We start from the raw sequence: 23,230 nt of genomic DNA on the forward strand, positions 1-23,230 counted from the left end.
TTCTGAATGGGAATTGCGGGCGGAGCCGGGGCTCCGCGTGCGCGACAGTTTCTCAGAAGGACCGGGGTCGTGGCGGCGGGACCGGCGGCAGTATCTCTCCGCCGACAAGGGTGACGACGTAAGGCGTTGCCCCAATGAAACGGCTCGGCGGCGGGGCGCCGTGCCCGGCTTCCGCCGCCAGGGCGAAGCAGGCCGAGCAGAGCAGCGGATGGGCGGTTGCATTCCGTTTGCCGCCATGGTCCGCATGATGGTCGCTCGCGGCCTGAGCGGCATGCGCGGCATGCCCGCCATGATGGCTCGCAGTCGCTGCGGCATGCAGCGACCCTGCCATGACAGGTACCCAGCCGGCGAAGAGCGCAGCGACAAGGGCCAGGAGAAGGAACAACCGTTTCATGGCAACGGATGTAGGATGGCAATCGGGACGTGAAAAGTCCGAGCCCACGTCTTTTTCTGGCCTCCGGTCGGATCGCTGAACCGAAGCCTGCCTTGGAAGCCCGTCTTGGAAGCCCGCAGCGTGCCCAAATCGGCGGCCGCCTGTTGCCGCCCTTGCCGCACCGGGTCCAATCCGCTAGGGAAACCCGCAACAGCAAAAGTCAGAAAACCGGGCGTCCCGATGAGCGAAAAACAGAAAAAACCGCAGAAGCTGAAGGCCCGCCTGCCGCGCGGCTTCGTTGATCGTTCCGCCGCCGACATCCGCGCCGTCGAGGAGATGACCGCGAAGATACGCGAGGTCTACGAGCGCTACGGTTTCGATCCGGTCGAGACGCCGCTGTTCGAATATACCGACGCACTTGGCAAGTTCCTGCCCGACAGCGACCGCCCGAACGAAGGCGTGTTCTCGCTGCAGGACGACGACGACCAGTGGATGAGCCTGCGCTACGATCTGACGGCGCCGCTCGCCCGGCACGTCGCCGAGAACTTCCAGGAAATCCAGCTTCCCTACCGCACCTATCGCGCCGGCTGGGTGTTCCGCAACGAAAAGCCCGGCCCGGGCCGCTTCCGCCAGTTCATGCAGTTCGACGCCGACACGGTCGGCACCGCCGGCGTTCAGGCCGATGCCGAGATGTGCATGATGATGGCCGACACGATGGAGGCGCTCGGCATCAAGCGCGGCGACTATGTCATCCGCGTCAACAACCGCAAGGTCCTCGACGGCGTGATGGAGGCGATCGGGCTTGGCGGCGACGACAAGGTGAATGCACGGCTGACGGTGCTGCGGGCCATCGACAAGCTCGACAAGTTCGGGCCCGAGGGCGTGAAGCTCTTGCTCGGTGAGGGTCGAAAGGATGATTCCGGCGACTTCACCAAGGGAGCGGGGTTGAACGCCGAGCAGATCGAGAAAGTCCTCTTCTTCATCGGCATCAAGGACTATGCCGAAAGCGCCGACGGGCTTGCCGAATTGGTGGCGGGGACGGCCAAGGGGCCGGAGGGCGTCGAGGAACTGAACCAGATCGGCCATCTCGTCGGGTCGGCAGGCTACGAGGCCAACCGCATCAAGATCGACCCTTCGGTCGTCCGCGGCCTCGAATATTACACCGGCCCCGTCTTCGAGGCGGAGCTGCAGTTCGCCGTCACCAACGAGAAGGGCGAGAAGGTCGTATTCGGCTCGGTCGGCGGCGGCGGGCGTTATGACGGGCTGGTCTCGCGCTTCATGGGACAGCCGGTGCCGGCGACGGGTTTTTCGATCGGCGTCTCGCGCCTGATGACGGCGCTGAAGAACCTTGGCAAGCTCGGCCAGGACGAGGTGGTCGCCCCGGTTCTCGTCACCGTCATGGACGGCGATATCGACAGCATGGGCCGCTACCAGCGCTTCACCCAGGCGCTGCGCGCCGCCGGCATCCGCGCCGAGATGTATCAGGGCAACTGGAAGAAGTTCGGCAACCAGCTCAAATATGCCGACCGGCGCGGTTGCCCGATCGCGATCATCCAGGGCGGCGACGAGCGGGCGCTGGGCGTCGTGCAGATCAAGGACCTGATCGAAGGCAAGCGGCTTTCCGGCGAGATCGAGGACAACGTCACCTGGCGCGAGGCGCGGGTGGCGCAGGTCACCGTGTCCGAGGAGGATATGGTCCAGCGCGTCCGTGAAATCCTCGCCCACCAGGCCGACGACCGGGCACGAGTCGCCAAGGGCTGAGGGAAGGCCTTCCAATGCCGTTGATCAACCTGCCCACCTTCGCGCCCGACCTGCTCGCCGACTTCGCCAGTCTCCAGACCGAGCGGGTCGATACGCCGGTGATCCAACCCGCCGAGCCGTTCCTTGACATGGCCGGCGAGGATCTCCGCCGGCGCATCTTCATGACCGAGAGCGAGACCGGGCAGAGCCTGTGCCTGCGCCCCGAATTCACCATTCCCGTCTGCCTGCGCCATATCGAGACCGCAACCGGGACCCCCAGGCGCTATGCCTATCTCGGCGAGGTGTTCCGCCAGCGGCGCGAGGGAGGGAACGAGTTCTACCAGGCCGGCATCGAGGATCTCGGAGAGCGCGACGTCGCCCGCGCCGATGCGCGCGCCGTCCATGATGCGCTGTTTGTGCTCGGCCACCGGCTGCCCGGCCGCACCCTCAAGGTCGTGCTCGGCGACCAGGCGATGTTCGAGGCGGTGGTCGCCGCCTGCGGCCTGCCGCGCGGCTGGCAGAAGCGGCTGATCCATGCCTTCGGCAACCAGGATCGCTTGCGCGACCTGCTTGAGGCGCTGTCCCAACCGATCTCCACGGGCGTGTTCGGTCCGGAGGTGGAACGGCTGGCGACGCTTGGCCTGCTGAACGACGAGGCGGCGCTTTCCCGCCACATCGACGAGACGATGCAGGCGACCGGCTACTCCACCAACGCCAGCCGCACGCCGGCCGACATTGCGCGGCGGCTGCGCGAGAAGATGGACCTGGCCAGCGTTCGCCTCGATGTGAAGACGGCCGCCACCCTGCGCGCCTTCCTCGCCATCGAGGTGCCGCTCAACGAGGCGCCCGCCGCGCTGTTCGACTTTGCGCGGCACGCCGGCCTGGCGATCGACGAGGCGCTGGCGCGGTTCGACGCCCGGGCCAAGGCGCTTGTCGATGCCGGCGTCGATCCCGCGGTGATCACCTATCGCAGCGCCTTCGGACGCCCGCTCGATTATTACACCGGCCTCGTGTTCGAGGTCCTGGCGGACGGCGATCCGGCGGTGCTAGCCGGCGGCGGCCGGTTCGACCGGCTGATGACGCTTTTGGGAGCGACGACGCACATTCCGGCCGTCGGCTTCTCCCTCTGGCTCGACCGCATCGAGCAGGCGATCGCGCAAGGGGCTTCCGCATGACCATCACCATCGCGCTTCCCTCCAAGGGCCGCATGAAGGAGGACGCCTCCGAAATCTTCGCCCGGGCCGGGCTGCGGATTACCGCCGTCGGCAACGACCGCTCCTATCGCGGCCGCGTCGAAGGCCGCGACGACATCGAGATCGCCTTCCTCTCGGCGTCGGAGATTTCCCGTGAAATCGGCAACGGCACGTTCGATTTCGGGGTCACCGGCGAAGACCTGATCCGCGAGGGGCTGACCCAGGTGGACGAACGCGTCGAGTTCTGCGCCCGTCTCGGCTTCGGCCATGCGGATGTGGTGGTCGCGGTGCCCGAGATCTGGCTCGACGTCGACACCATGGCAGACCTCGGCGACGTCGCCGCCGATTTCCGCGCCCGGCACGGCCGGCGCCTGACCATTGCCACCAAGTACTGGCGGCTGACGCAGCAGTTCTTCTCCGGCAACCACGGCATCCAGCTCTACCGCATCGTCGAGAGCCTCGGCGCAACCGAGGGCGCGCCGGCCTCCGGCTCCGCCGACATCATCGTCGACATCACCTCGACCGGGTCCACGCTGCGCGCCAACCACCTGAAGATCCTGTCCGACGGCGTGATCCTGAAATCCGAGGCCTGCCTGGTGCGGGCGCGCAAGCCGGGCCATGCCGACGATCCGGTGGTGGAGGAGATCGTTCGCGCCGTGCGCGCGGTGTTGTGATCGAGACTGGCAGCGGCGGGTTTGGTTTCCTATGTATGCAGTTGCACGTCATAGGAGTTTTAAGTGAACGATCTTTCAACCTTCCCCATTACCCGCAAGTGGCCTGCCAAGAACCCCGACATCATCCAGCTCTACTCGTTGCCCACACCGAACGGCGTCAAGGTGTCGATCGCCCTCGAGGAACTCGGCCTTGCCTATGAACCGCACCGGATCGATTTCGGCGCCAACGAGCAGAAGTCGCCCGAATTCGTCTCGCTCAACCCCAACGGCCGCATTCCGGCGCTGATCGATCCGCATGGGCCGGACGGAAAGCCGATCGGGCTTTTCGAATCGGGTGCGATCCTCTGGTATCTTGCCGAGAAGACCGGAAAGCTGATCCCTGCCGATGCGGCCGGCCGCTACGAGACGCTGTGCTGGGTAATGTTCCAGATGGGCGGCGTCGGGCCGATGTTCGGCCAGTTCGGTCATTTCTACAAGTTCGCCGCCGAGAAGGTCGCCAACAATTCCTATCCCGTGGAGCGCTATCGCGACGAAGCCAAGCGCCTGCTCGGCGTCATGGAAGAGCGCCTGAAGGGTCGGCAGTGGATCATGGGCGACACCTATACGGTAGCCGACATCGCGCTCTTTCCCTGGGTTCGCGGTGCCGACGTGTTCTACGCCGGCCGCAACGTGATCGGCTTTGACGATTTCCCGGCCGTGATGGACTGGCTGCAGCGCTGCCTTGACCGTCCGGCTTCGCAGAAGGGCATCAACATCCCCGCCAAGGAGTGACGCAGAGGCACATTTAGTTGGCGCGGCGGCGCGTTGACGCCGCCGGCCGCCGAGCGCTAAGCATGGTTCCCGAAAGCGGTAAATGATCAGGGCAATCACATGCTCGGGGGGCGCGGGTCCCAAGCGCGGCTGACGTCGTGCTGGCGGCGCGGCGGAAAGCATAAGGGCAGGAGAGCATCGTGGCTGATAGGTTGGTAGTGGTGGGCGGCGGTCAGGCCGCATTCGCGCTGGTGGCGAAGCTGCGCACGCTCAAGGACATGCGCCCGATCACGATCGTCAGTGCCGAGGCCAGCCCGCCCTACCAGCGTCCGCCGCTGTCGAAGAAGTACCTGCTCGGGGAGGCGGACCTTGGCCGCCTGCAATTTCGCCCGGACTCCTGGTATCCCGAAAACGATGTCGATCTGCAACTTTCGACCGAGGTGACGTCGATCGACCGGGCGGCGAAGACGGTGACGCTCAGCGACGGCACCGTGCTTTCCTATCAATTCCTGGCCCTTGCGACCGGCGCGTCGCCGCGCCGTCTGCCGGCGGAGATCGGCGGCGACCTGAAGGGCATCTATACCGTCCGCGATTATCTCGACGCCGACCGGCTCGGACTGGAGATGACCGAGGGCCGCAAGGCGCTGGTCGTCGGCGGCGGCTATATCGGCCTGGAGGCTGCGGCGGTCGCACGCGGCAGGGGCCTCGAGGTCACGGTCATCGAAATGGCCGACCGGATCCTGCAGCGGGTGGCGTCGCCGGCCACCGCGACGATCCTCAAGGCGATCCATATCGCCCGCGGCGTCGACATTCGCGAGAAGACCGGGCTCGTCCGGCTGATCGGCGAGGACGGCCGCGTCACCGCAGCCGAGCTCTCCGACCGCTTGCCGTTGCCCGTGGACGTTGTGATCGTCGGCATCGGCGTCGAGCCGAACGACAAGCTGGCGCGCGATGCCGGCCTGGAAGTCTCGAATGGCATCATTGTCGACGCCCATGCCCGCACCTCCGATCCGTCGATCTTCGCGATGGGCGACTGCGCTGTCCTCCCCTTCGAAGGCCGGCGGGTGCGGCTGGAATCGGTGCAGAACGCCGTGGACCAGGCCGAAGCCGCCGCCAGAGTGATTGCCGGCGGCACCGAGCGCTATCTGCCGAAGCCGTGGTTCTGGTCGGACCAGTACGATGTGAAGCTGCAGATCGCCGGCTTCTGCCAGGGCTACGACGAGACCCTGGTCCGTCCCGGCCAGCGCGAGGGCAGCGTGTCGGTCTGGTATTTCCGCGACGGCCGTTTCCTCGCCGTCGACGCCGTCAACGACGCCAAAGCCTATGTGGTCGGCAAGAAATTGCTCGAACTCGGCCGAACCCCTGACCGGGCCAGCCTCGAGGACCCGGCTTTCGACCTGAAGGCGCTGACGCTCTAAGTGGCGCAGCCAACCCGCGATGGTTCGGCGGGCGTGCCGCTTTTGCACTTCGTTAAGCATCCTGTCTCAACTCCGGCGCGCCTGGCTCAGGGCCGCTAAAATTTCATTCATTCTTCAGCATTCCCGCCGAGTGTCCCGCCAAAATCCACTCTGCCGGAATTGCCATGCTTCGCATCATTACCTGCCTGACCGTGGAGCATGATCCGCGGTTGGTCGTTCTCGCCGCACTTATCTGCTTCCTCGCCTGCTACGTGGCGGTGTCCCTGATCCAGCGTGCCGGATCGGTGTCGGGCAGGGCGCGGATGCTGTGGCTCGGCGCTGCCGGTGCCTCCAGCGGGTTCGGCATCTGGGCGACGCACTTCATTGCGATGCTGGCATATGATCCGGGCGTGGTCGTCGGGTACGGGATGACCCTGACCCTCATCTCGCTGGTCGTTGCAATCGTGGTCACGGCGGCCGGTGCAGCGCTTGCGACCTGTGTTGCGGGGCTTGCCGCCGCAATCGGTGGCGGGCTGATCGTCGCCGCCGGCGTCGCCACCATGCACTATCTCGGCATGGCGGCGCTCGAACTGCCCGGCCATATCGCCTGGGATGCGGCGCTGGTTGTCGCGTCACTGGCCGGTGGGGCGGTCTTCTGCGCGGCGTCGCTCGTGCTCTGCCAGCGCCGCGCCGGTCTGGCGTCGCGCATCCTTGCCACGCTCTCGATGGCGTTCGGCGTCGTGTCGCTGCACTTCGTCAGCATGGCGGCTGTGACGGTCGTGCCCGGGCCGATGGAGGTGGATCAGGAGTTCATGCTGTCGCCGGCGCTGATGGCGCCGCTGATTGCGGTGGTCGCCGTTTCGCTGCTCTTCACCGGACTGATCGCGGCAATGTTCGCGCGTCGGGCGGACGTGGCCGTCAACGAAAGCATGCGGCAGTTCGCCCTGCTCGTTCAGGGCGTTTCCGACTACGCCATGTACATGCTCGACCCGCGCGGCGTCATCACCAACTGGAACCCGGGCGCCGAACGCGCCAAGGGCTACAGCGCCCAGGAAATCATCGGCCAGCACTTCTCACTCTTCTACGGCGAGGAAGAGCGCAGGCTCGGTCTCCCTGAGCGCACGCTGGAAATCGCCCGCAGCCAGGGGAAGCACGAGACGGAAGGACTGCGGTACCGCAAGGACGGGTCGCGTTTCTGGGCTCACGTGACGGTCGACGCGATTTACGACGCCGAGGGTGCCCTGATCGGCTATGCCAAGATCACCAAGGACGTGACAAAGGAAAAGGCCGACGCCGACCGCATCGCCGAGGTCAGCAAGAACCTTGACCTTGCGCTCGAGAACATGACGCAAGGCCTGTGCCTCTTCGACGCCGACGAGCGGCTCGTGCTGTGCAACAAGCGATTTGCCGAGATCTTCCGTTTCCCCGGTGAGCGGATCCGGGTCGGATTGACCTTCCGCGAACTCATCGACAGGGCGCTGGCCGCGACCTACGGGGCGCCGGACATCTGGCTGCCGAAGGCTTCGGAGCTTTACGCCCGCCATCGCGTGCTGATCGATCAGGACGCCGCCGTCATCGAGAAGACCGCCGACGGCACATCCATCCAGATTCGTTACAAGCAAATTGCCGGCGGCGGCTGGGTCGCCACCTACGAGGACATTTCCGAGCGCATCCGAAATGAGGAGCAAATCGCCCACATGGCGCGGCATGACGGCCTGACCGGGCTGCCGAACCGGGCGAACTTCAACGACACCCTGGCAAAGGCAATCGAGCATGCCGGCCGGTCCGGCGGCAAGGTTGCAGCGATCGGTATCGACCTCGACAAGTTCAAGGAAGTCAACGACACGCGCGGCCATGCCGTCGGCGACCAGGTGCTGGTCTCGCTTTCTCAGCGCATGCAGGATTGCCTCGGGCCTGACGAAGTGGTCGCCCGCTTCGGCGGTGACGAGTTCGCTGCCGCCAAGCAATTCGAGGACATCGCCGAACTGCACGACTTCATCAAGCGGCTGGAGCGCTGCTTCCAGGATGACATCGTAATCGACGGTTACGAGGTCAAGCCGGGAGCGAGCTTCGGTGTCGCGATCTACCCGCAGGATGCCAAGGAACTCGAAGCGCTGCTCAACAATGCCGATCTTGCCATGTACCGGGCCAAGGAGGCCCTCACGCACAACGTCTGCTTCTACGAGGTTTCGATGGACGAGGCGGCCCGCGACCGCCGCCTGATCGCAACGGACCTGTGGTATGCGATCGAGCGCAAGGAACTGCAGCTCTACTACCAGGTCCAGAAGGCGGTCCAGTCCGGTTCCGTCATAGGCTATGAAGTTCTGCTCCGCTGGAACCATTCCGAAAGGGGCATGATTTCGCCGGCGCAGTTCATTCCGATCGCCGAGGAATGCGGTGCCATCCTGCCGATCGGCGAATGGGTGCTGCGCGAGGCCTGCAAGGAAGCGGCCAACTGGGATCAGCCGCACAAGATCGCCGTCAACCTCTCTCCGGTCCAGCTCGGCAACGCCGACGTCGCCGGGCTGGTTCACCGTGTCCTTCGGGAGACCGGCCTTGCTCCCGAGCGGTTGGAACTGGAGATCACCGAATCCACCATCATCGGCGACAAGGAGCGGGCGCTGCGGACGTTGCGCCAGATCAAGGCGCTCGGCGTCACCATCGCCATCGACGATTTCGGCACCGGATATTCCTCGCTCGAGACGTTGCGCTCCTTCCCCTTCGACAAGATCAAGCTCGATCGCAGCTTTATGAGCGAGGTGGAGGAGAGCCCCCAGGCCAAGGCGATCCTGCGCGCAATCGTGGCGCTCGGACAGACGCTGGAGGTCCCCGTTCTCGCCGAGGGCGTTGAAACCAGGAACCAGCTCGATATCCTGCTTTCCGAAGGCTGCGCCGAGGCGCAGGGCTACTTCCTGGGGCGGCCGGGGCCGATGGAGGGCAAGAGCCCGAGCCAGGCGGCATGAGCGGCCGGCGTTCAGGGCCGGCGCATTGAAGCCGTTCGGCGGCTCCGGCTATTGGGCTGTCACCGCCAGGCCTGTCTGGTCGAGCGGAAAGCGCGGGAAGATGAACAGGCCGATGATCGATCCGGCGTAGCGCTGCTCCAGCCCGGTCGACTCGCCGACGCAGAAAACCGGCTGGCGTACGGTGCTGTTGATCTCGATCTTGGTCGAGAAGCAGAAAGTGGATGACACCGTCGCGGCCTGCTCGAACAGTTCCAGCACGCGGCCGCGATCGAGCGCGTCATAGCAGCGGACGAGGTTTAGCAGCCCGCAATTGCGCTGTTCCAGTCCGTGCATCCGGGCCGCCTTTTCGCCGAGCTGGAAGAGGCCGTTCGACAGGTCGCCGGACCAGCGTTCGGTGATGCAGTATTGTGCCAGAAGCTCATTGTCCGACGGGTCGAACGACATGGAGCCCGGCACGAGCGGCGACGCGAGAGCGGTCTTGGCAATCTTGAACATTCAACCCCAGCCGGCAGGCGCGACCTGCCATGTTGCCGCCCTGCATGGGGGCGCTATCAGCAAACCGTCCGCAACCTTGCGGAGGTGCGGGCTCCGCGGGATCGCGATACTGATGTCGGCATCTGGTTCCGGCCAATCTGGACCGGCAGCGATCGTCTGCCGACAGATCTTACGGCCATGACGCCGAAATAAATTGTTTGATTATAAAGGCCCGGTTCCGAAGCACGGTCAACGCGGGTCTGACGCGTAAGCTTGTTCCACCTCTGAGTTGTCATGCGAGTCTGGCGCCCGCTTACCGCGCCTCTATACTTTGTTTTCCGCAGCCGGCAATGGCCAATTGCTAAAAATATCGAGGCGCCGGTTGATCGCCCGACAAGAAAAAGGGCGGCCCGAAGACCGCCCTTCCATGAACTGAACCGGATGGACAGGATGCGAGACTTTAGTCTCACATCCTGTCCATGCCGCAAGTTCAGCGCGCTTGGCGCGCTGAACCACTTTCGTGCCTGGGCGAAGCTTTATGGATCACGCTGTGATAAGGCTTCCGCCTATCACATCATGTCCATGCCGCCCATGCCGCCCATGCCGCCCGGCATGCCTGCCGCAGCTTCCTTCTTCGGCAGCTCGGCGATCATGGCTTCGGTGGTGACCAGCAGGCCGGCGACCGAGGCTGCGTCCTGCAGCGCGGTGCGGACGACCTTGACCGGGTCGACGATACCCATGGCGATCATGTCGCCATATTCGCCGGTCTGGGCGTTGTAGCCGTAGTTGTCGGTATTGTTGTCGAGGATCTTGCCGACGACGATGGAGGCTTCGTCACCAGCGTTCTCGGCGATCTGGCGGGCCGGAGCCTGCAGAGCGCGACGAACGATGTTGATGCCGGCTTCCTGGTCTTCGTTGGCACCCTTGACGGTGATCTTGACAGACGACCGCAGAAGGGCGACGCCGCCGCCCGGTACGATGCCTTCCTGAACGGCCGCGCGGGTCGCGTTCAGAGCGTCGTCGATGCGGTCCTTCTTTTCCTTCACTTCGACTTCCGTCGAACCGCCGACGCGGATGACGGCAACGCCGCCGGCGAGCTTGGCAAGGCGCTCCTGCAGCTTCTCGCGGTCGTAGTCGGAGGTGGTCTCTTCGATCTGGGCCTTGATCTGGGCGACGCGGCCTTCGATCTCGGACTTCTGGCCGGCACCGTCGACGATAGTGGTGTTTTCCTTGGAGATCGAAACCTTCTTCGCACGGCCGAGCATGTCGAGCGTGACGTTTTCGAGCTTGATGCCGAGGTCCTCGGAGATCACGGTGCCGCCCGTGAGGATGGCGATGTCTTCGAGCATGGCCTTGCGGCGGTCGCCGAAGCCCGGAGCCTTGACGGCAGCGATCTTGAGGCCGCCACGCAGCTTGTTGACGACGAGCGTTGCGAGGGCTTCGCCTTCGACGTCTTCAGCGATGATGACGAGCGGCTTGCCGGTCTGGACGACGGCTTCGAGAACCGGGAGCATCGCCTGCAGGTTGGAAAGCTTCTTCTCGTGCAGGAGGATGTAGGCGTCCTCGAGGTCGGCGACCATCTTTTCCGGGTTGGTCACGAAGTAGGGCGACAGGTAACCGCGGTCGAACTGCATGCCTTCGACGACTTCGAGTTCGGTTTCGGCGGTCTTGGCCTCTTCAACGGTGATGACGCCTTCGTTGCCGACCTTCTGCATGGCTTCTGCAATGTCGAGGCCGATCTGGCGCTCGCCGTTGGCGGAGATCGTGCCGACCTGGGCGACTTCTTCCGAAGTGTTGATCTTCTTGGCCTTGGCCTGCAGATCCTTGACGACTTCGTTGACGGCGAGGTCGATGCCGCGCTTCAGGTCCATCGGGTTCATGCCGGCAGCTACGGCCTTGGCGCCTTCGCGGACGATCGCCTGGGCCAGAACCGTTGCGGTGGTGGTGCCGTCACCGGCGATGTCGTTGGTCTTCGAAGCGACTTCGCGGACCATCTGGGCGCCCATGTTCTCGAACTTGTCTTCCAGTTCGATTTCCTTGGCGACGGAGACGCCGTCCTTGGTGATGCGCGGCGCGCCGAAGGACTTGTCGATGATGACGTTGCGGCCCTTCGGACCGAGCGTGACCTTCACGGCGTCTGCGAGAATGTCGACGCCACGGAGCATCTTTTCGCGGGCGGTGCGGCCGAACTTGATTTCTTTAGCTGCCATTTTCAAAACTCCTGGTTTCGAAATGCCGGGCGACCCGGCTGAAGTTTAGGGAATGTTCGCGAGTAAGACCGGCGATCAGCCGATGATGCCCATGATGTCGGCTTCCTTCATGATCAGAAGGTCTTCGCCGTTGAGCTTGACTTCGGTGCCCGACCACTTGCCGAACAAGACGCGGTCGCCGACCTTGACATCGAGAGCGACGATCTTGCCGCTTTCGTCACGGGCGCCCGAACCAACGGCGACGATTTCGCCTTCCTGCGGCTTTTCCTTCGCGGTGTCCGGAATGATGATGCCGCCCTTGGTCTTTTCCTCGGATTCGACGCGACGAACGACAACGCGGTCGTGGAGCGGACGGAAGTTGGTGCTTGCCATTGTCTATTCCCTCGATCAAATGACATGTCTCGGATCGGAGCGACCCGGTGGATGGGTGTTAGCACTCTACGTTGGTGAGTGCTAGCGCAATCGAGATAGGCCTGGGTCCGGACCGAGTCAAGAATTGCCGGCAAAAAAGTTGCAACCGCTGACCCGCTCGCCTGGGATGTCGGGAATCATGCTTAACAGCAGCGCCTCGAAACGTGCCTCCTCTGCGCTCATCCTCTCTGGCCTGGATCGGCGCCTCGATCGCCATTGGCGTTCGCGTTAGCTGGCATGCTGGAGCGGCTGAAGTCCGGGGCAGGCCAGGCGCTTCCCACCTGAGCGGTGGTGGGGATCTATCCCTGCCGATTTAGCCGGTACGAACCGCGATTTTGCTTGCCGGGCCTTGTTTTCTCGAACGAGCTTTGCGATGTCAGCCGGGCTCCTTGACTGGAACGGGAAACAGTATGGCCAAGCGCATTCACTCCTTCAGCGAAATTACGGGCGAGTACGATGTCGTGCTCTGCGATGTCTGGGGCGTGTTGCACAACGGGGTCGAGGCCTTTGCCGATGCCTCGAGGGCGCTGGCCGCGGCGCGCGCCGCCGGCCTGACCGTCGTGCTCATCACCAATTCGCCGCGACCCTCTCCAGGGGTGAAGGTGCAGATCCGCGATCTCGGCGTTCTCGACGAGGCTTATGACCGCATCGTCACCTCGGGCGACGTCACTCGTGCCCTGATCGCATCGGGGCCCGAGAAGGTCTATTTCATCGGCGCGCGAAAGGATGCGCCGCTGCTCGACGGTCTTGGCGTCGAGGCCGTATCGGCCGAGGAGGCCGGCATCGTCGTCTGTGCGGGACTGCGCAATGACGAGAAGGAAAAGCCCGAGGACTACCGCGCCGAGCTGGAAAAGCTCGCCGCCCGCCATCTGCCCTTCATCTGCGCCAATCCCGACCTTGTCGTGGAGCGCGGCCACCGGCTAATTCCCTGCGCCGGGGCGCTCGCCAAGCTCTACGGCGAGATGGGCGGCAGCACGCTGATCGCCGGCAAGCCGCATCGGCCGATTTATGACAAGACGCTGGAGGAAGCGCGCGAGGTGCGCGGCGCGTTCGACCTGTCGCGCGTCATCGCCATCGGCGACGGCATGCCGACCGATGTGCGCGGCGCCGAAGCTTTCGGCCTTGACGTGCTGTATATTTCCGGCGGCATCCACGCCAAGGAATATGTGACGGCCGGCAGCACCGACGAAGTCAGGCTGCAGGCCTTCCTGGCACGCGAGAAGGCGGCGCCGAAATGGTGGATGCCGCGGCTGCAGTAACAAGACGACAAAGGACCCCATGACCGTATTCCACCGCAATGAGACGAGGGAACCGCTGCCGGCGCATCTTCGCGGCGGTGTGATTGCGATCGGCAATTTTGACGGCGTCCATCGCGGCCACCGTTCGGTGCTGGAAAGGGCGCTTGAGATCGCCCGCGCCCGCAGCCTGCCGGCGCTGGTGCTGACCTTCGAGCCGCACCCGCGCACCGTGTTCCGCCCCGAGCAGCCGGTGTTCCGGCTGACGCCGGCGCCCTTGAAGGCGCGGATCCTGGAAGGGATGGGGTTTGCGGCGGTCGTGGAGTATCCGTTCGACCGCCAGTTCTCGCAGATGTCGGCGGGCGATTTCGTCCGCCAGGTGCTGCTCCAGTGGCTGCATGCCGGCCACATCGTCACCGGTTTCGATTTCCATTTCGGCAAGGGGAGGGAAGGCGGCCCGGCGTTCCTGATGGCGGCCGGCGCAAATGACGGCTTCGGCGTCACCCTGGTCGATGCCTTCCGCGACGAGAACGCCGAGGTGATCTCCTCGAGCCGCATCCGAGAGCTGCTCGCCGCCGGTGCGGTGACGGAGGCCGCCGGCCTGCTCGGTTACCGTTATACGGTCGAGGCCGAAGTCATCGGCGGCAAGAAGCTCGGCCGCACGCTTGGCTTTCCGACCGCCAACATGCAGCTGCCGCCGGAAGTGGAGCTGCGCAACGGCATCTACGCCGTGCGCTTCCGCCGTCCCGACGGCACGCTGTTTAATGGCGTCGCCAGCTTCGGCCGCCGCCCGACCGTCGACAGCAACGGCGCGCCGCTCCTGGAAACCTTCGTCTTCGACTTCTCCGGCGACCTCTACGGCGAGACCTGCACCGTCAGCTTCTTCGAGCACCTGCGCGACGAGCTGAAGTTCGACGGGCTGGAGGCGCTGGTCGTTCAGATGAAGCGGGACGAGGAGGAGGCGCGCGCACTGCTCTCCGGCGTCAGCCCGCTTGGCGACACGGACCGGATGATTTGCTTCTGAAGGAAGAAAACGCCTGGGGCTTGCGTGCCGCACCTTTTCAACTGGCCGAAAACGCCGTAATACCGCCGTCCATGATGTTCTACCGGCTGACCATCGATCTGCGAATTACTGGCCCGGCCTTCCGCGCGCTCTGAGCGAGGCCGGAAGGTCCGGGATTTCGGGCGTTGCAAGCCACGCCCCCGCCGTCACCGACCGACAGATTCCCTCTTGTTTGCGCGACAGTTCGCGCCATGAAGCGACAGCCACAGCCATGACCGACACGCCCGAGAAGATCGACTACTCCTCCACCCTCTACCTGCCGCAGACGGATTTTCCGATGCGCGCCGGCCTGCCGCAGAAGGAGCCGGAAACGGTGGCCCGCTGGCAGAAGATGGACCTCTACAAGAAGCTGCGCGCGTCCGCCGCCGGCCGGGAAAAATTCGTGCTGCACGACGGCCCGCCCTATGCCAACGGCAACATCCACATCGGCCACGCGCTGAACAAGATCCTCAAGGACGTCATCAACCGCTCGTTCCAGATGCGCGGCTATGACGCCAACTACGTTCCCGGCTGGGACTGCCACGGCCTGCCGATCGAATGGAAGATCGAGGAGAAGTACCGCGAGAAGGGCAAGAACAAGGACGAGGTTCCGGTCAACGAGTTCCGCCAGGAATGCCGTGACTTCGCCGCCGGCTGGATCAAGGTGCAGACCGAGGAGTTCAAGCGCCTCGGCATCGAGGGCGACTTCGAGAACCCCTACACGACGATGAACTTCCACGCGGAGGCTCGCATCGCCGGCGAACTGATGAAGATCGCCAAGAGCGGCCAACTCTACCGGGGCTCCAAGCCGATCATGTGGTCGGTGGTCGAGCGCACCGCGCTCGCCGAAGCCGAAGTCGAATATGCCGATGTCGAGAGCGACATGATCTGGGTGAAGTTCCCGGTCAAGGAAGGCCCCGACTCGCTCGCCGGAACCTTCGTCGTCATCTGGACGACGACCCCCTGGACGATCCCCGGCAACCGCGCGATCGCCTACTCTTCGCGCTACGCCTACGGCCTCTACGAGGTTGCGACCGCCGAGAACGATTTCGGCCCGCAGCCGGGCGAGAAGCTGATCTTCGCCAAGCGGCTTGCCGATGAGTCGGCCGCCAAGGCCAAGCTGACCTTCAACTTCCTCCGCGACGTCGAGGCCGATGAGCTCGCCGCGATCACCTGCGCCCACCCGCTGCACGGGCTCGGCGGCGGCTACGACTTCAAGGTGCCGCTGCTTGACGGCGACCATGTCACCGACGACGCCGGCACCGGTTTCGTCCACACCGCCCCCGGCCACGGCCGCGAGGACTTCGACGCCTGGATGGATTCCGCCCGCGCGCTGGAAGCCCGCGGCATCTCGTCGGCAATCCCGTTCACAGTCGACGACGCCGGTTACTTCACCTCCGACGCGCCAGGTTTCGGCCCGGATGCGGAAGGCGGCGCCGGCCGCGTCATCGACGACAAGGGCAAGAAGGGCGATGCCAACGAGCGCGTCATCAAGGCGTTGATCGCCCGCCACGCGCTGTTCGCCCGCGGCCGCCTGAAGCACTCCTATCCGCATTCCTGGCGCTCCAAGAAGCCGGTGATCTTCCGCAACACGCCGCAGTGGTTCGTCTACATGGACAAGGACTTCGGCGACGGCACGACGTTGCGCTCGCGCTCGCTGTCGGCGATCGACGACACCCGCTTCGTTCCCGCCGCCGGCCAGAACCGCCTGCGCGCCATGATCGAGGCGCGGCCGGACTGGGTGCTATCGCGCCAGCGCGCCTGGGGCGTGCCGATCGCGATCTTTGCCGACGAGAATGGCGAAATCCTCGTCGACGACGCGGTCAACGCCCGCATCCTCGAGGCCTTCGAGAAGGAAGGCGCCGACGCCTGGTTTGCCGAAGGGGCCAAGGAGCGCTTCCTGGGGTCTGATCACGACCATGCCCGCTGGCAGCAGGTCATGGACATCCTCGACGTCTGGTTCGACTCCGGGTCGACCCACACCTTCACCCTGGAGGACCGTCCCGACCTGAAGTGGCCGGCCGACGTCTACCTGGAAGGCTCCGACCAGCATCGCGGCTGGTTCCATTCGTCGCTGCTCGAAAGCTGCGCGACGCGCGGCCGCGCGCCCTATGACGCCGTCGTCACCCATGGCTTCACCATGGATGAGAAGGGCGAGAAGATGTCGAAGTCGAAGGGCAACGTCGTCGCGCCGCAGGATGTGATGAAGGATGCCGGCGCCGATATCCTGCGCCTTTGGGTGATGACCACCGACTACTGGGAAGACCAGCGTCTCGGCAAGACGATCATCCAGACCAACATCGACGCCTACCGCAAGCTGCGCAACACCATCCGCTGGATGCTCGGCACGCTCGCCCACGACAAGGGCGAGGAGATCGCCTATGCCGATATGCCGGAGCTGGAAAAGCTGATGCTGCACCGGTTGGCAGAGTTGGACAAGCTGGTGCGCGAGGGCTACGACGCCTTCGACTTCAAGAAGATCGCCCGGGCGCTGATCGACTTCTCCAATGTCGAGCTGTCGGCATTCTACTTCGACGTCCGCAAGGATGCGCTCTACTGCGACGCGCCCTCGAGCCTGCGCCGCCGTTCGGCACTGGCGGTGATACGCAAGCTGTTCGACTGCCTGGTGCTGTGGCTGGCGCCGATGCTGCCGTTCACGACGGAAGAAGCCTGGCTGTCGCGCAAGCCTGATGCCGTCTCGGTCCACCTGGAGCAGTTCCCGGAAATCCCCGCCGAGTGGAAGAACGACGCGCTGGAAGTGAAGTGGGAGAAGATCCGCACCGTCCGCACCGTCGTCACCGGCGCGCTCGAGATCGAACGCCGCGAAAAGCGCATCGGCTCGTCGCTGGAGGCGGCCCCGACCGTCTACATCACGGATCCGGCCTTGATGGCGGCGCTGGAAGGCGAGGACTTTGCCGAGATCTGCATCACTTCGGCCATCACGGTCGTTGCGGGCGAGGGGCCGGCGGATGCCTTCCGTCTTCCGGAGGTCGCCGGCGTTGCGGTCGAACCGAGGCTGGCCGAGGGAAGAAAGTGTGCCCGTTCCTGGCGGATCACCACCGACGTCGGCTCGGATCCGGACTATCCGGACGTCTCGGCACGCGATGCGGCGGCATTGCGCGAGATCGGCTTCCGCGCCGCCGCCTGAAGCGACGGCCTCGCGAAAGGTTGTGCACAAGCCAGGCAAGTTACCGGATGAATTGCGCTTTTGCGGCTCATCCGCTAATGCTGCCTGAAAATCGTCGGATTTTTCGGCCAACGCACGGCATTCGAGGGCCGTATTGGCGCGATCCGCCGGCAATGCTGGGAAAGGTTTGCATGAGAATGACGCGAGGAATTCGACTGGGCGCCAGCGTAGCGGCACTGCTTGGCGCATGCGCGGTTCTTTCCGGCTGCATCGGCGGCCCGACCTATGGCACCGACAAGACCAGCGGCGAGCAGCTGATGGACGACCTCGGCAACTCGGTCATGCTCAGGCCGCCGGGCGGCGACAAGAAGATTGCCTACCAGCCCCGCGGCGGGCTCGTGCTGCCGGGCGATCAGACACGGCTCATCGAGCCGCAGAAGTCGCTCGCCTCGACGGCCGACAATCCGCAGTGGGTCGAAAACCCCGAGGAGATGCGCGACCGCCTCAAGGCGGAGGCGACCGAGAACGAGGGCAAGATCAACTACAATTCGCCCTTGCAAAGCCAGCACAACACCATGCGTCGGCTCTCCACCAAGGAGCAGACCGAGCAGTATCGCGAGGCGCGCAGGCTTCAGCAGGGCCTTTACTCCGACAAGCGTCGCTATCTGAGTGATCCGCCGCTCGACTACCGCAAGCTGCCCGAGGAAGCGGCCAACGACCTTGGCGAGCCAGAGAAGAAGAAGGAGCGCCGCCGCCGGAAGGAGGCCGAGATGGCCAAGACCGGCTCCAGGACGTGGTGGCCGTTCTGATCCGATGAGCTATCGTATCCGCAACGCGACTGCCGCCGATGCGGCGACCATCCTGCGTTTCATCACCGAACTGGCCGTCTACGAAAAGGCGGGCCACGAGGTGGAGGCGACCGTCGAGACGCTGGCGGATTCGCTGTTCGGCCCCAAGGCCGTGACGCGGACCGTAATCTGCGAAACCGAGCCCGGCGATCCGGTTGGCTTCGCCGTCTGGTTCTACAATTATTCCACCTGGCAGGCTCGCAAGGGACTCTATCTCGAGGACCTGTACGTGACGCCCGAGCATCGCGGCGCCGGCGCCGGCCGCAAGCTGCTGCGCCACCTGGCGCAGGTTGCGGTGGCCGAGGGCTGCGGCCGCTTCGAGTGGAACGTGCTCGACTGGAACGAACCCGCCATCCGCGTCTACGAGGCGATCGGCGCCGAGCCGCAGAGGGAATGGATGCGCTACCGGCTGGCCGGCGACCGGCTCAAGCAGTTCGCCGAAACCTGAGCAGTCGTCACCCGCCGCGCTTGGCCAGCAGGAAGAGATGCAGCGCATGCGCGCCGATGAAGGCGATGCAGGCCGGCAGCACGGCGGCGGTCTCGCCGCGGAGCGCAACAACGGTGAATACTACGGCGGCGAGCGCGGGCGTTACGGCAAGTGCCGCGTTGCGCGGCAGGGACCAATTCGGCGTGCCGTTCCATTTCCATTGCATGGTCAGCCGCTCCGCCCCGGGCGCGATCCGGCGCGCTGCGACCGCCGACATCAGGACCAGAACGGCAACGGTGGCGATGGAGAGGGGGAGCATCATACGGGATCGCGCCTTTCCTTGAAGAAGTCCTTCAGAATCTCCGCCGCCTGCATGCCGCCGATGCCGGAATACACCTCCGGGGCGTGGTGGCAGGTCGGCTGGGCGAAGAAGCGGGCGCCGTGATCGACGCCGCCGCCCTTCGGATCCTCCGCACCGTAATAGAGCCGCCGGATGCGGGCGAAGGAAATGGCGGCGGCACACATCGTGCAGGGCTCCAGCGTCACGTAGAGGTCGGCGCCGGTGAGACGCTCCTGTCCGAGACTTGCCGCGGCCTCGCGGATCGCCTCGATTTCCGCATGCGCCGTCACGTCGCGCTTCTCGCGGGTGCGATTGCCGCCGCGGCCGACGACCTCGCCGTCGACGACGACGACGGCGCCGATCGGCACTTCGTCGCGCGCCGCGGCCCGGCGGGCCTCCTCCAGCGCCTGGTCCATGAACCTATTCGTCATGTCCGCTCACAATTCCTCTTAACCGCAGCCGCCTGACCTGATACGACACGCCAAAACGCTAGGCAAACGACTTATGACACCCACAGACAAGCCAAAACGCCCGGGCACCAAGCCCTTCGGGCGCGATCGCAAGCCCGCCGACGGCGCCCGGAAGCCGGGCGGCAAGAAGCCGTTCGGCGCCGGCTCTAAATCGGCCGAGTTCAAGGCCGGCGGCGCGTCCGCCAAATCGGCGGCCGGCAAGCGGGACCCGCGTGCTGCAGCCGCCGCACCGAGCCACGCTGCCGCGCAGGAGCCCGAGCGCATCTCCAAGCTGCTTGCGCGCGCCGGCATCGCCTCGCGCCGCGACGTCGAGCGGATGATCATGGAAGGCCGGGTGTCGGTGAACGGCGTCGTGCTCGACACGCCGGTCGTCAACGCCACCTTCGCCGATCGCATCGAGGTCGACGGCCAGCCGGTCCGCGGCATCGAGCGCACCCGCCTTTGGCTCTATCACAAGCCCGCCGGCCTGGTGACCACCAACGCCGATCCCGAGGGCCGCCCGACCGTGTTCGAGCACCTTCCGGAAGACCTGCCGCGGGTGATGTCCGTCGGCCGTCTCGACATCAACACCGAAGGCCTGCTGCTGCTGACCAACGACGGCGGTCTCGCCCGCGTGCTCGAGCTCCCGGCGACGGGGTGGCTGCGCCGCTATCGCGTGCGTGCGCACGGCAAGATCGACCAGCAAGCGCTCGATGCCCTCAAGGACGGCATCGCCGTCGACGGCGTGCTGTATGGCGGCATCGACGCGACGCTCGACAAGGTGCAGGGCTCGAACGTCTGGATCACCATGGGCCTGCGCGAGGGCAAGAACCGCGAGGTCAAGAACGTGCTCGGCGCGCTCGGCCTGGAGGTGAACCGCCTGATCCGCATCTCCTATGGCCCGTTCCAGCTCGGCGACCTGCCGGAAGGCCAAGCGCAGGAGATCCGCGGCCGCACTCTGCGCGACCAGCTCGGCCCGCGTCTGATCGAGGACGCCAAGGCGAACTTTGATGCGCCGCTGTTCCAGCACGACCACGACGACAACGACGACGCTCCCGCGCGGACGTCGGGAGAGCGTGACGAGGCGAAGGGAGAGCCTTTCCGGAAGAGGGAAGGCGATCGCCGCGAGAAGCCGCGCGGGCTGGCGGATGCCGGCGCTCAGCGCTCCGGTGACCGAGGTAACGGCCGGGGTGGCGACAAGCACGGCGGCTGGGGCGGCGACAAGCGCGACCGCGACGAGGGGCGTTTCGCCGATCGTCCGAAGCGTGAGCCGGGCAACCGCGCCCGCAAGTCGAACGTCTGGATGGCGCCCGGCGCACGTCCCGTAGCAGAGAAGAAGGCCGGTTACGCCGAAGCCGAGGAAGCAGTGAAGCGCGAACCGCGGGCCCGTCCGGAAGGCGCGCCGAAGACCAAGCGTTACGGCCGAACCCGCGACGGCGAAGCGACCAGGACCACCCACAAGTTCGATCCCGACCGTAGGAAGCCGGCAGGCCGCGACGGCGGCGGGCGTCCCGCGCCGGAACGGCGCGAGCGCAGCGCCCGCGTCCTGGGCGGCGCCGAGGACGGCGGCGACTGGATCCGCGCCAGCGAGCCGGAAAGCCGTTCGCGCGATGATCGCGACGGCGGTTTCGGCCGCAAGCGTGCCGGCGACGACAGGCCTCCGCGCGACTTCGGCGACCGACCGGCGCGCGACGACCGCAAGCCGCGCGGCACGTCCTTCGGGGAAAAGTCCTTTGGTGACCGGGGCGGCGACCGCCCGTTCCGCAACCGCGAAGACAAGCCCTACGGCGGGCGTGACGGCCAGCGCGGCGAGCGCCCCTTCGGCGACAAGCCTTTCGGCGGCCGGGGCGGCGACAAGCCGGCCGGCAAGTCCTTCGGCCGCAAGCCGTCGTCCGGCAAGTCCTTTGGCGGCAAGCCGTTTGGCGGCAAGGCCCCCGGCGGCCGTCCGGGTGGCAAGCCCGGAGGCGGTAGGCCCGGCGGCAAACCGGGTGGCGGACGCCCGGGCGGCGGCAAGCCGCGCGGCAGAGGGAACTGACGGACGGTGCGGATCGTAGGCGGAACCTTTCGAGGCCGCGCGCTGGCCACGCCGAAGAGCGATGACGTCCGCCCGACCACGGATCGGACGCGCGAGAGCCTGTTCAATATCCTGGCGCACGCTTATCCGGAGCACCTGGATGGCGCGCGCGTGCTCGACCTTTTCGCCGGAACCGGCGCCGTCGGGCTCGAAGCGATCTCGCGCGGCGCCCGCGCCGCCCTGTTCGTGGAGCAGGGTGTCGAGGGCCGCGGCCTGATCCACACCAACATCGAGGCGTTCGGGCTGCAGGGGCGGGCGAAAATCTTTCGCCGCGACGCAACCTCGCTCGGCGCGGTCGGGACCATGGAGCCGTTCGACCTCCTTTTCGCCGACCCGCCCTATGGCCGCGCTCTTGGCGAGAAGGCGCTCGACGCCGCGGCGAAGGGCGGCTGGCTGGTGCCGGGCGCGCTCGCCATTCTGGAGGAGCGTGCGGACGTGACGCCCGCTCCCGTCGATAGTTACGAGCTGCTGGACGTCCGCAGTTTCGGCGATACGCGCATGCATTTCTACCGGTACGCGCCCGCCTGACCGCAAGACGATCGGCGCGCCGCATCATCGCGTGGCCCAGTTCCGGTATCGCCGCGGATTTCCGGAGTTGATGGGCGAAGGAGGTGTTATGACCGCTGCTTCTGACCCGCACGGACGGAATACCGGTTCCTCCATGCCGACCGTGTCGATCGCGTTTGGCGGCGGCGGCGCCCGCGGCCTTGCGCACATCCATGTCGTCGAGGTGCTCGACGAACTGGGCGTCCGGCCGCGCCTCATCGCCGGCTCCTCGATTGGTGCGATCATCGGGGCGGCGATGGCCGCAGGCCTGAGCGGCAGGGATATCCGCGAGCACACACTCGCCGCGGTCGGGCGCCCCACCGACGCGTTCGGCCGCATCTGGGGCCTGCGGCCCGCGACCCTGGCCGAGGTCTGGGCCTCGGGATTCCGTGTCGGCCAGTTCAACCTCGAGCGGGTGCTGCGGGCGTTTCTGCCGCCGGTGATGCCGGACCGGTTCGAAGACCTGCAGATTCCGCTGAAGGTCGTGACCTCGGACTTCTACGAGCAATGCGAGACGGTGAAGGAAACCGGGCCGCTCTTTCCGGCGCTGTCGGCCTCCGCAGCCCTGCCTGCCCTGTTCCTGCCGGTGAGGATCGAAGGACGGGTCCTGATCGATGGCGGGCTCCTGAACCCCGTCCCTTTCGACCACCTGCGCGGGACGGCGGACGTGACCGTCGGCATCGACGTCATCGGCCGGCCGGTCGGCGAGGAGGGGACGATCCCGAGCAGCGTCGACAGCCTCTATGGCGCCACCCAGATGGCGATGCGTTCGATCATCAGCCTGAAGTTGCAGCAAGGCGCACCCGACATCTTCCTGCAGCCGGAGGTCGGGCGCTACCGCGCACTGGATTTTCTGAGGGCGAAGGAGATCCTCGACCACTCCGCAGGTGTTCGCGACCAGTTCAAGCGCGCCCTCGAGGCGCGCTTCGAGAGCCTGGCGAAGGGGCAGGCATAGCC

General features: G+C 65.7%; 20 protein-coding genes. 15 read left to right on the forward strand and 5 right to left on the reverse strand.

Going from position 1 to position 23,230, the window contains the following annotated elements:
- Positions 1–613: 613 nt before the first annotated feature.
- The 6 genes from hisS (at position 614) to C7449_RS00185 (ending at position 9,090) form a co-directional block, all read left to right on the forward strand.
- Positions 614–2,134 (forward strand): histidine--tRNA ligase, encoded by a 1,521-nt coding sequence (gene hisS, locus C7449_RS00160; RefSeq protein WP_108000768.1) that lies wholly within the window; start codon positions 614–616, stop codon positions 2,132–2,134.
- Between the two features lie 14 nt (positions 2,135–2,148).
- Positions 2,149–3,288 (forward strand): ATP phosphoribosyltransferase regulatory subunit, encoded by a 1,140-nt coding sequence (locus C7449_RS00165; RefSeq protein WP_108000769.1) that lies wholly within the window; start codon positions 2,149–2,151, stop codon positions 3,286–3,288.
- The gene (hisG, locus tag C7449_RS00170) at positions 3,285–3,980 is read left to right on the forward strand and encodes an ATP phosphoribosyltransferase (protein ID WP_108000770.1); all 696 of its coding nucleotides are present in this window, start codon (positions 3,285–3,287) and stop codon (positions 3,978–3,980) included. Before C7449_RS00165 ends, hisG begins: the two co-directional genes overlap by 4 nt.
- Before the next feature lie 63 nt (positions 3,981–4,043).
- Positions 4,044–4,751: a glutathione S-transferase family protein gene (locus C7449_RS00175; RefSeq protein ID WP_108000771.1), complete on the forward strand. Its 708-nt coding sequence runs from the start codon at positions 4,044–4,046 to the stop codon at positions 4,749–4,751.
- Positions 4,752–4,930: 179 nt separating this feature from the next.
- The gene (locus tag C7449_RS00180; protein WP_108000772.1) at positions 4,931–6,148 is read left to right on the forward strand and encodes an NAD(P)/FAD-dependent oxidoreductase; all 1,218 of its coding nucleotides are present in this window, start codon (positions 4,931–4,933) and stop codon (positions 6,146–6,148) included.
- Between the two features lie 164 nt (positions 6,149–6,312).
- Entirely contained in the window at positions 6,313–9,090 is a 2,778-nt protein-coding gene (locus C7449_RS00185) for a bifunctional diguanylate cyclase/phosphodiesterase (RefSeq protein WP_108000773.1), read from the forward strand.
- A 48-nt stretch (positions 9,091–9,138) separates the two neighbouring features.
- Here C7449_RS00185 and C7449_RS00190 read toward each other — a convergent pair whose 3' ends face one another.
- The 3 genes from C7449_RS00190 to groES all read right to left on the reverse strand — a co-directional run bounded on the left by C7449_RS00190 (position 9,139) and on the right by groES (position 12,146).
- Positions 9,139–9,585 carry a hypothetical protein gene (locus tag C7449_RS00190; RefSeq protein ID WP_108000774.1) on the reverse strand — a complete coding sequence of 149 codons (447 nt, stop codon included), beginning with the start codon at positions 9,583–9,585 and terminating at the stop codon, positions 9,139–9,141.
- A gap of 548 nt (positions 9,586–10,133) precedes the next feature.
- Complete coding sequence (gene groL / locus C7449_RS00195) at positions 10,134–11,774, reverse strand: chaperonin GroEL (protein WP_108000775.1); 1,641 nt, start codon at positions 11,772–11,774, stop codon at positions 10,134–10,136.
- A gap of 75 nt (positions 11,775–11,849) precedes the next feature.
- Positions 11,850–12,146 carry a co-chaperone GroES gene (groES, locus tag C7449_RS00200; protein ID WP_097135412.1) on the reverse strand — a complete coding sequence of 99 codons (297 nt, stop codon included), beginning with the start codon at positions 12,144–12,146 and terminating at the stop codon, positions 11,850–11,852.
- Positions 12,147–12,595: 449 nt separating this feature from the next.
- Between groES and C7449_RS00205 the strand changes: the two genes are divergently transcribed.
- The 6 genes from C7449_RS00205 to C7449_RS00225 all read left to right on the forward strand — a co-directional run bounded on the left by C7449_RS00205 (position 12,596) and on the right by C7449_RS00225 (position 18,885).
- Positions 12,596–13,444, forward strand: coding sequence for a TIGR01459 family HAD-type hydrolase (locus C7449_RS00205; protein ID WP_108000776.1), 849 nt, complete (start codon positions 12,596–12,598; stop codon positions 13,442–13,444).
- A 19-nt stretch (positions 13,445–13,463) separates the two neighbouring features.
- Positions 13,464–14,444: a bifunctional riboflavin kinase/FAD synthetase gene (locus C7449_RS00210; protein ID WP_108000777.1), complete on the forward strand. Its 981-nt coding sequence runs from the start codon at positions 13,464–13,466 to the stop codon at positions 14,442–14,444.
- Positions 14,435–14,578, forward strand: a complete 144-nt coding sequence (locus C7449_RS21675; RefSeq protein ID WP_170115747.1) for a hypothetical protein — start codon at positions 14,435–14,437, stop codon at positions 14,576–14,578. Before C7449_RS00210 ends, C7449_RS21675 begins: the two co-directional genes overlap by 10 nt.
- A 116-nt stretch (positions 14,579–14,694) precedes the next feature.
- Positions 14,695–17,610 carry an isoleucine--tRNA ligase gene (gene ileS / locus C7449_RS00215; RefSeq protein ID WP_108000778.1) on the forward strand — a complete coding sequence of 972 codons (2,916 nt, stop codon included), beginning with the start codon at positions 14,695–14,697 and terminating at the stop codon, positions 17,608–17,610.
- A gap of 170 nt (positions 17,611–17,780) precedes the next feature.
- On the forward strand, positions 17,781–18,398 hold the full coding sequence (locus C7449_RS00220) for a hypothetical protein (RefSeq protein WP_108000779.1): 618 nt from the start codon (positions 17,781–17,783) through the stop codon (positions 18,396–18,398).
- Between the two features lie 4 nt (positions 18,399–18,402).
- On the forward strand, positions 18,403–18,885 hold the full coding sequence (locus C7449_RS00225; protein WP_108000780.1) for a GNAT family N-acetyltransferase: 483 nt from the start codon (positions 18,403–18,405) through the stop codon (positions 18,883–18,885).
- Between the two features lie 7 nt (positions 18,886–18,892).
- Here C7449_RS00225 and C7449_RS00230 read toward each other — a convergent pair whose 3' ends face one another.
- A complete protein-coding gene (locus tag C7449_RS00230) occupies positions 18,893–19,186 on the reverse strand; it encodes a hypothetical protein (protein ID WP_245414247.1) in 294 nt (97 codons plus the stop codon).
- Positions 19,183–19,635, reverse strand: a complete 453-nt coding sequence (locus C7449_RS00235) for a nucleoside deaminase (RefSeq protein ID WP_245414248.1) — start codon at positions 19,633–19,635, stop codon at positions 19,183–19,185. The genes C7449_RS00230 and C7449_RS00235 overlap by 4 nt, the downstream gene beginning before the upstream one ends.
- Before the next feature lie 73 nt (positions 19,636–19,708).
- Here C7449_RS00235 and C7449_RS00240 point away from each other — a divergent pair, with 73 nt between their 5' ends.
- From C7449_RS00240 to C7449_RS00250, 3 genes are all read left to right on the forward strand, one after another.
- Complete coding sequence (locus tag C7449_RS00240) at positions 19,709–21,688, forward strand: pseudouridine synthase (RefSeq protein WP_108000782.1); 1,980 nt, start codon at positions 19,709–19,711, stop codon at positions 21,686–21,688.
- A 6-nt stretch (positions 21,689–21,694) separates the two neighbouring features.
- Positions 21,695–22,255, forward strand: coding sequence for a 16S rRNA (guanine(966)-N(2))-methyltransferase RsmD (gene rsmD / locus C7449_RS00245; protein WP_108000783.1), 561 nt, complete (start codon positions 21,695–21,697; stop codon positions 22,253–22,255).
- A gap of 88 nt (positions 22,256–22,343) precedes the next feature.
- Positions 22,344–23,228 (forward strand): patatin-like phospholipase family protein, encoded by an 885-nt coding sequence (locus tag C7449_RS00250; RefSeq protein WP_108000784.1) that lies wholly within the window; start codon positions 22,344–22,346, stop codon positions 23,226–23,228.
- Positions 23,229–23,230 lie beyond the last annotated feature (2 nt).

The sequence above is a fragment of the Mycoplana dimorpha genome (assembly GCF_003046475.1).
Taxonomy (GTDB): Bacteria; Pseudomonadota; Alphaproteobacteria; order Rhizobiales; family Rhizobiaceae; genus Mycoplana; species Mycoplana dimorpha.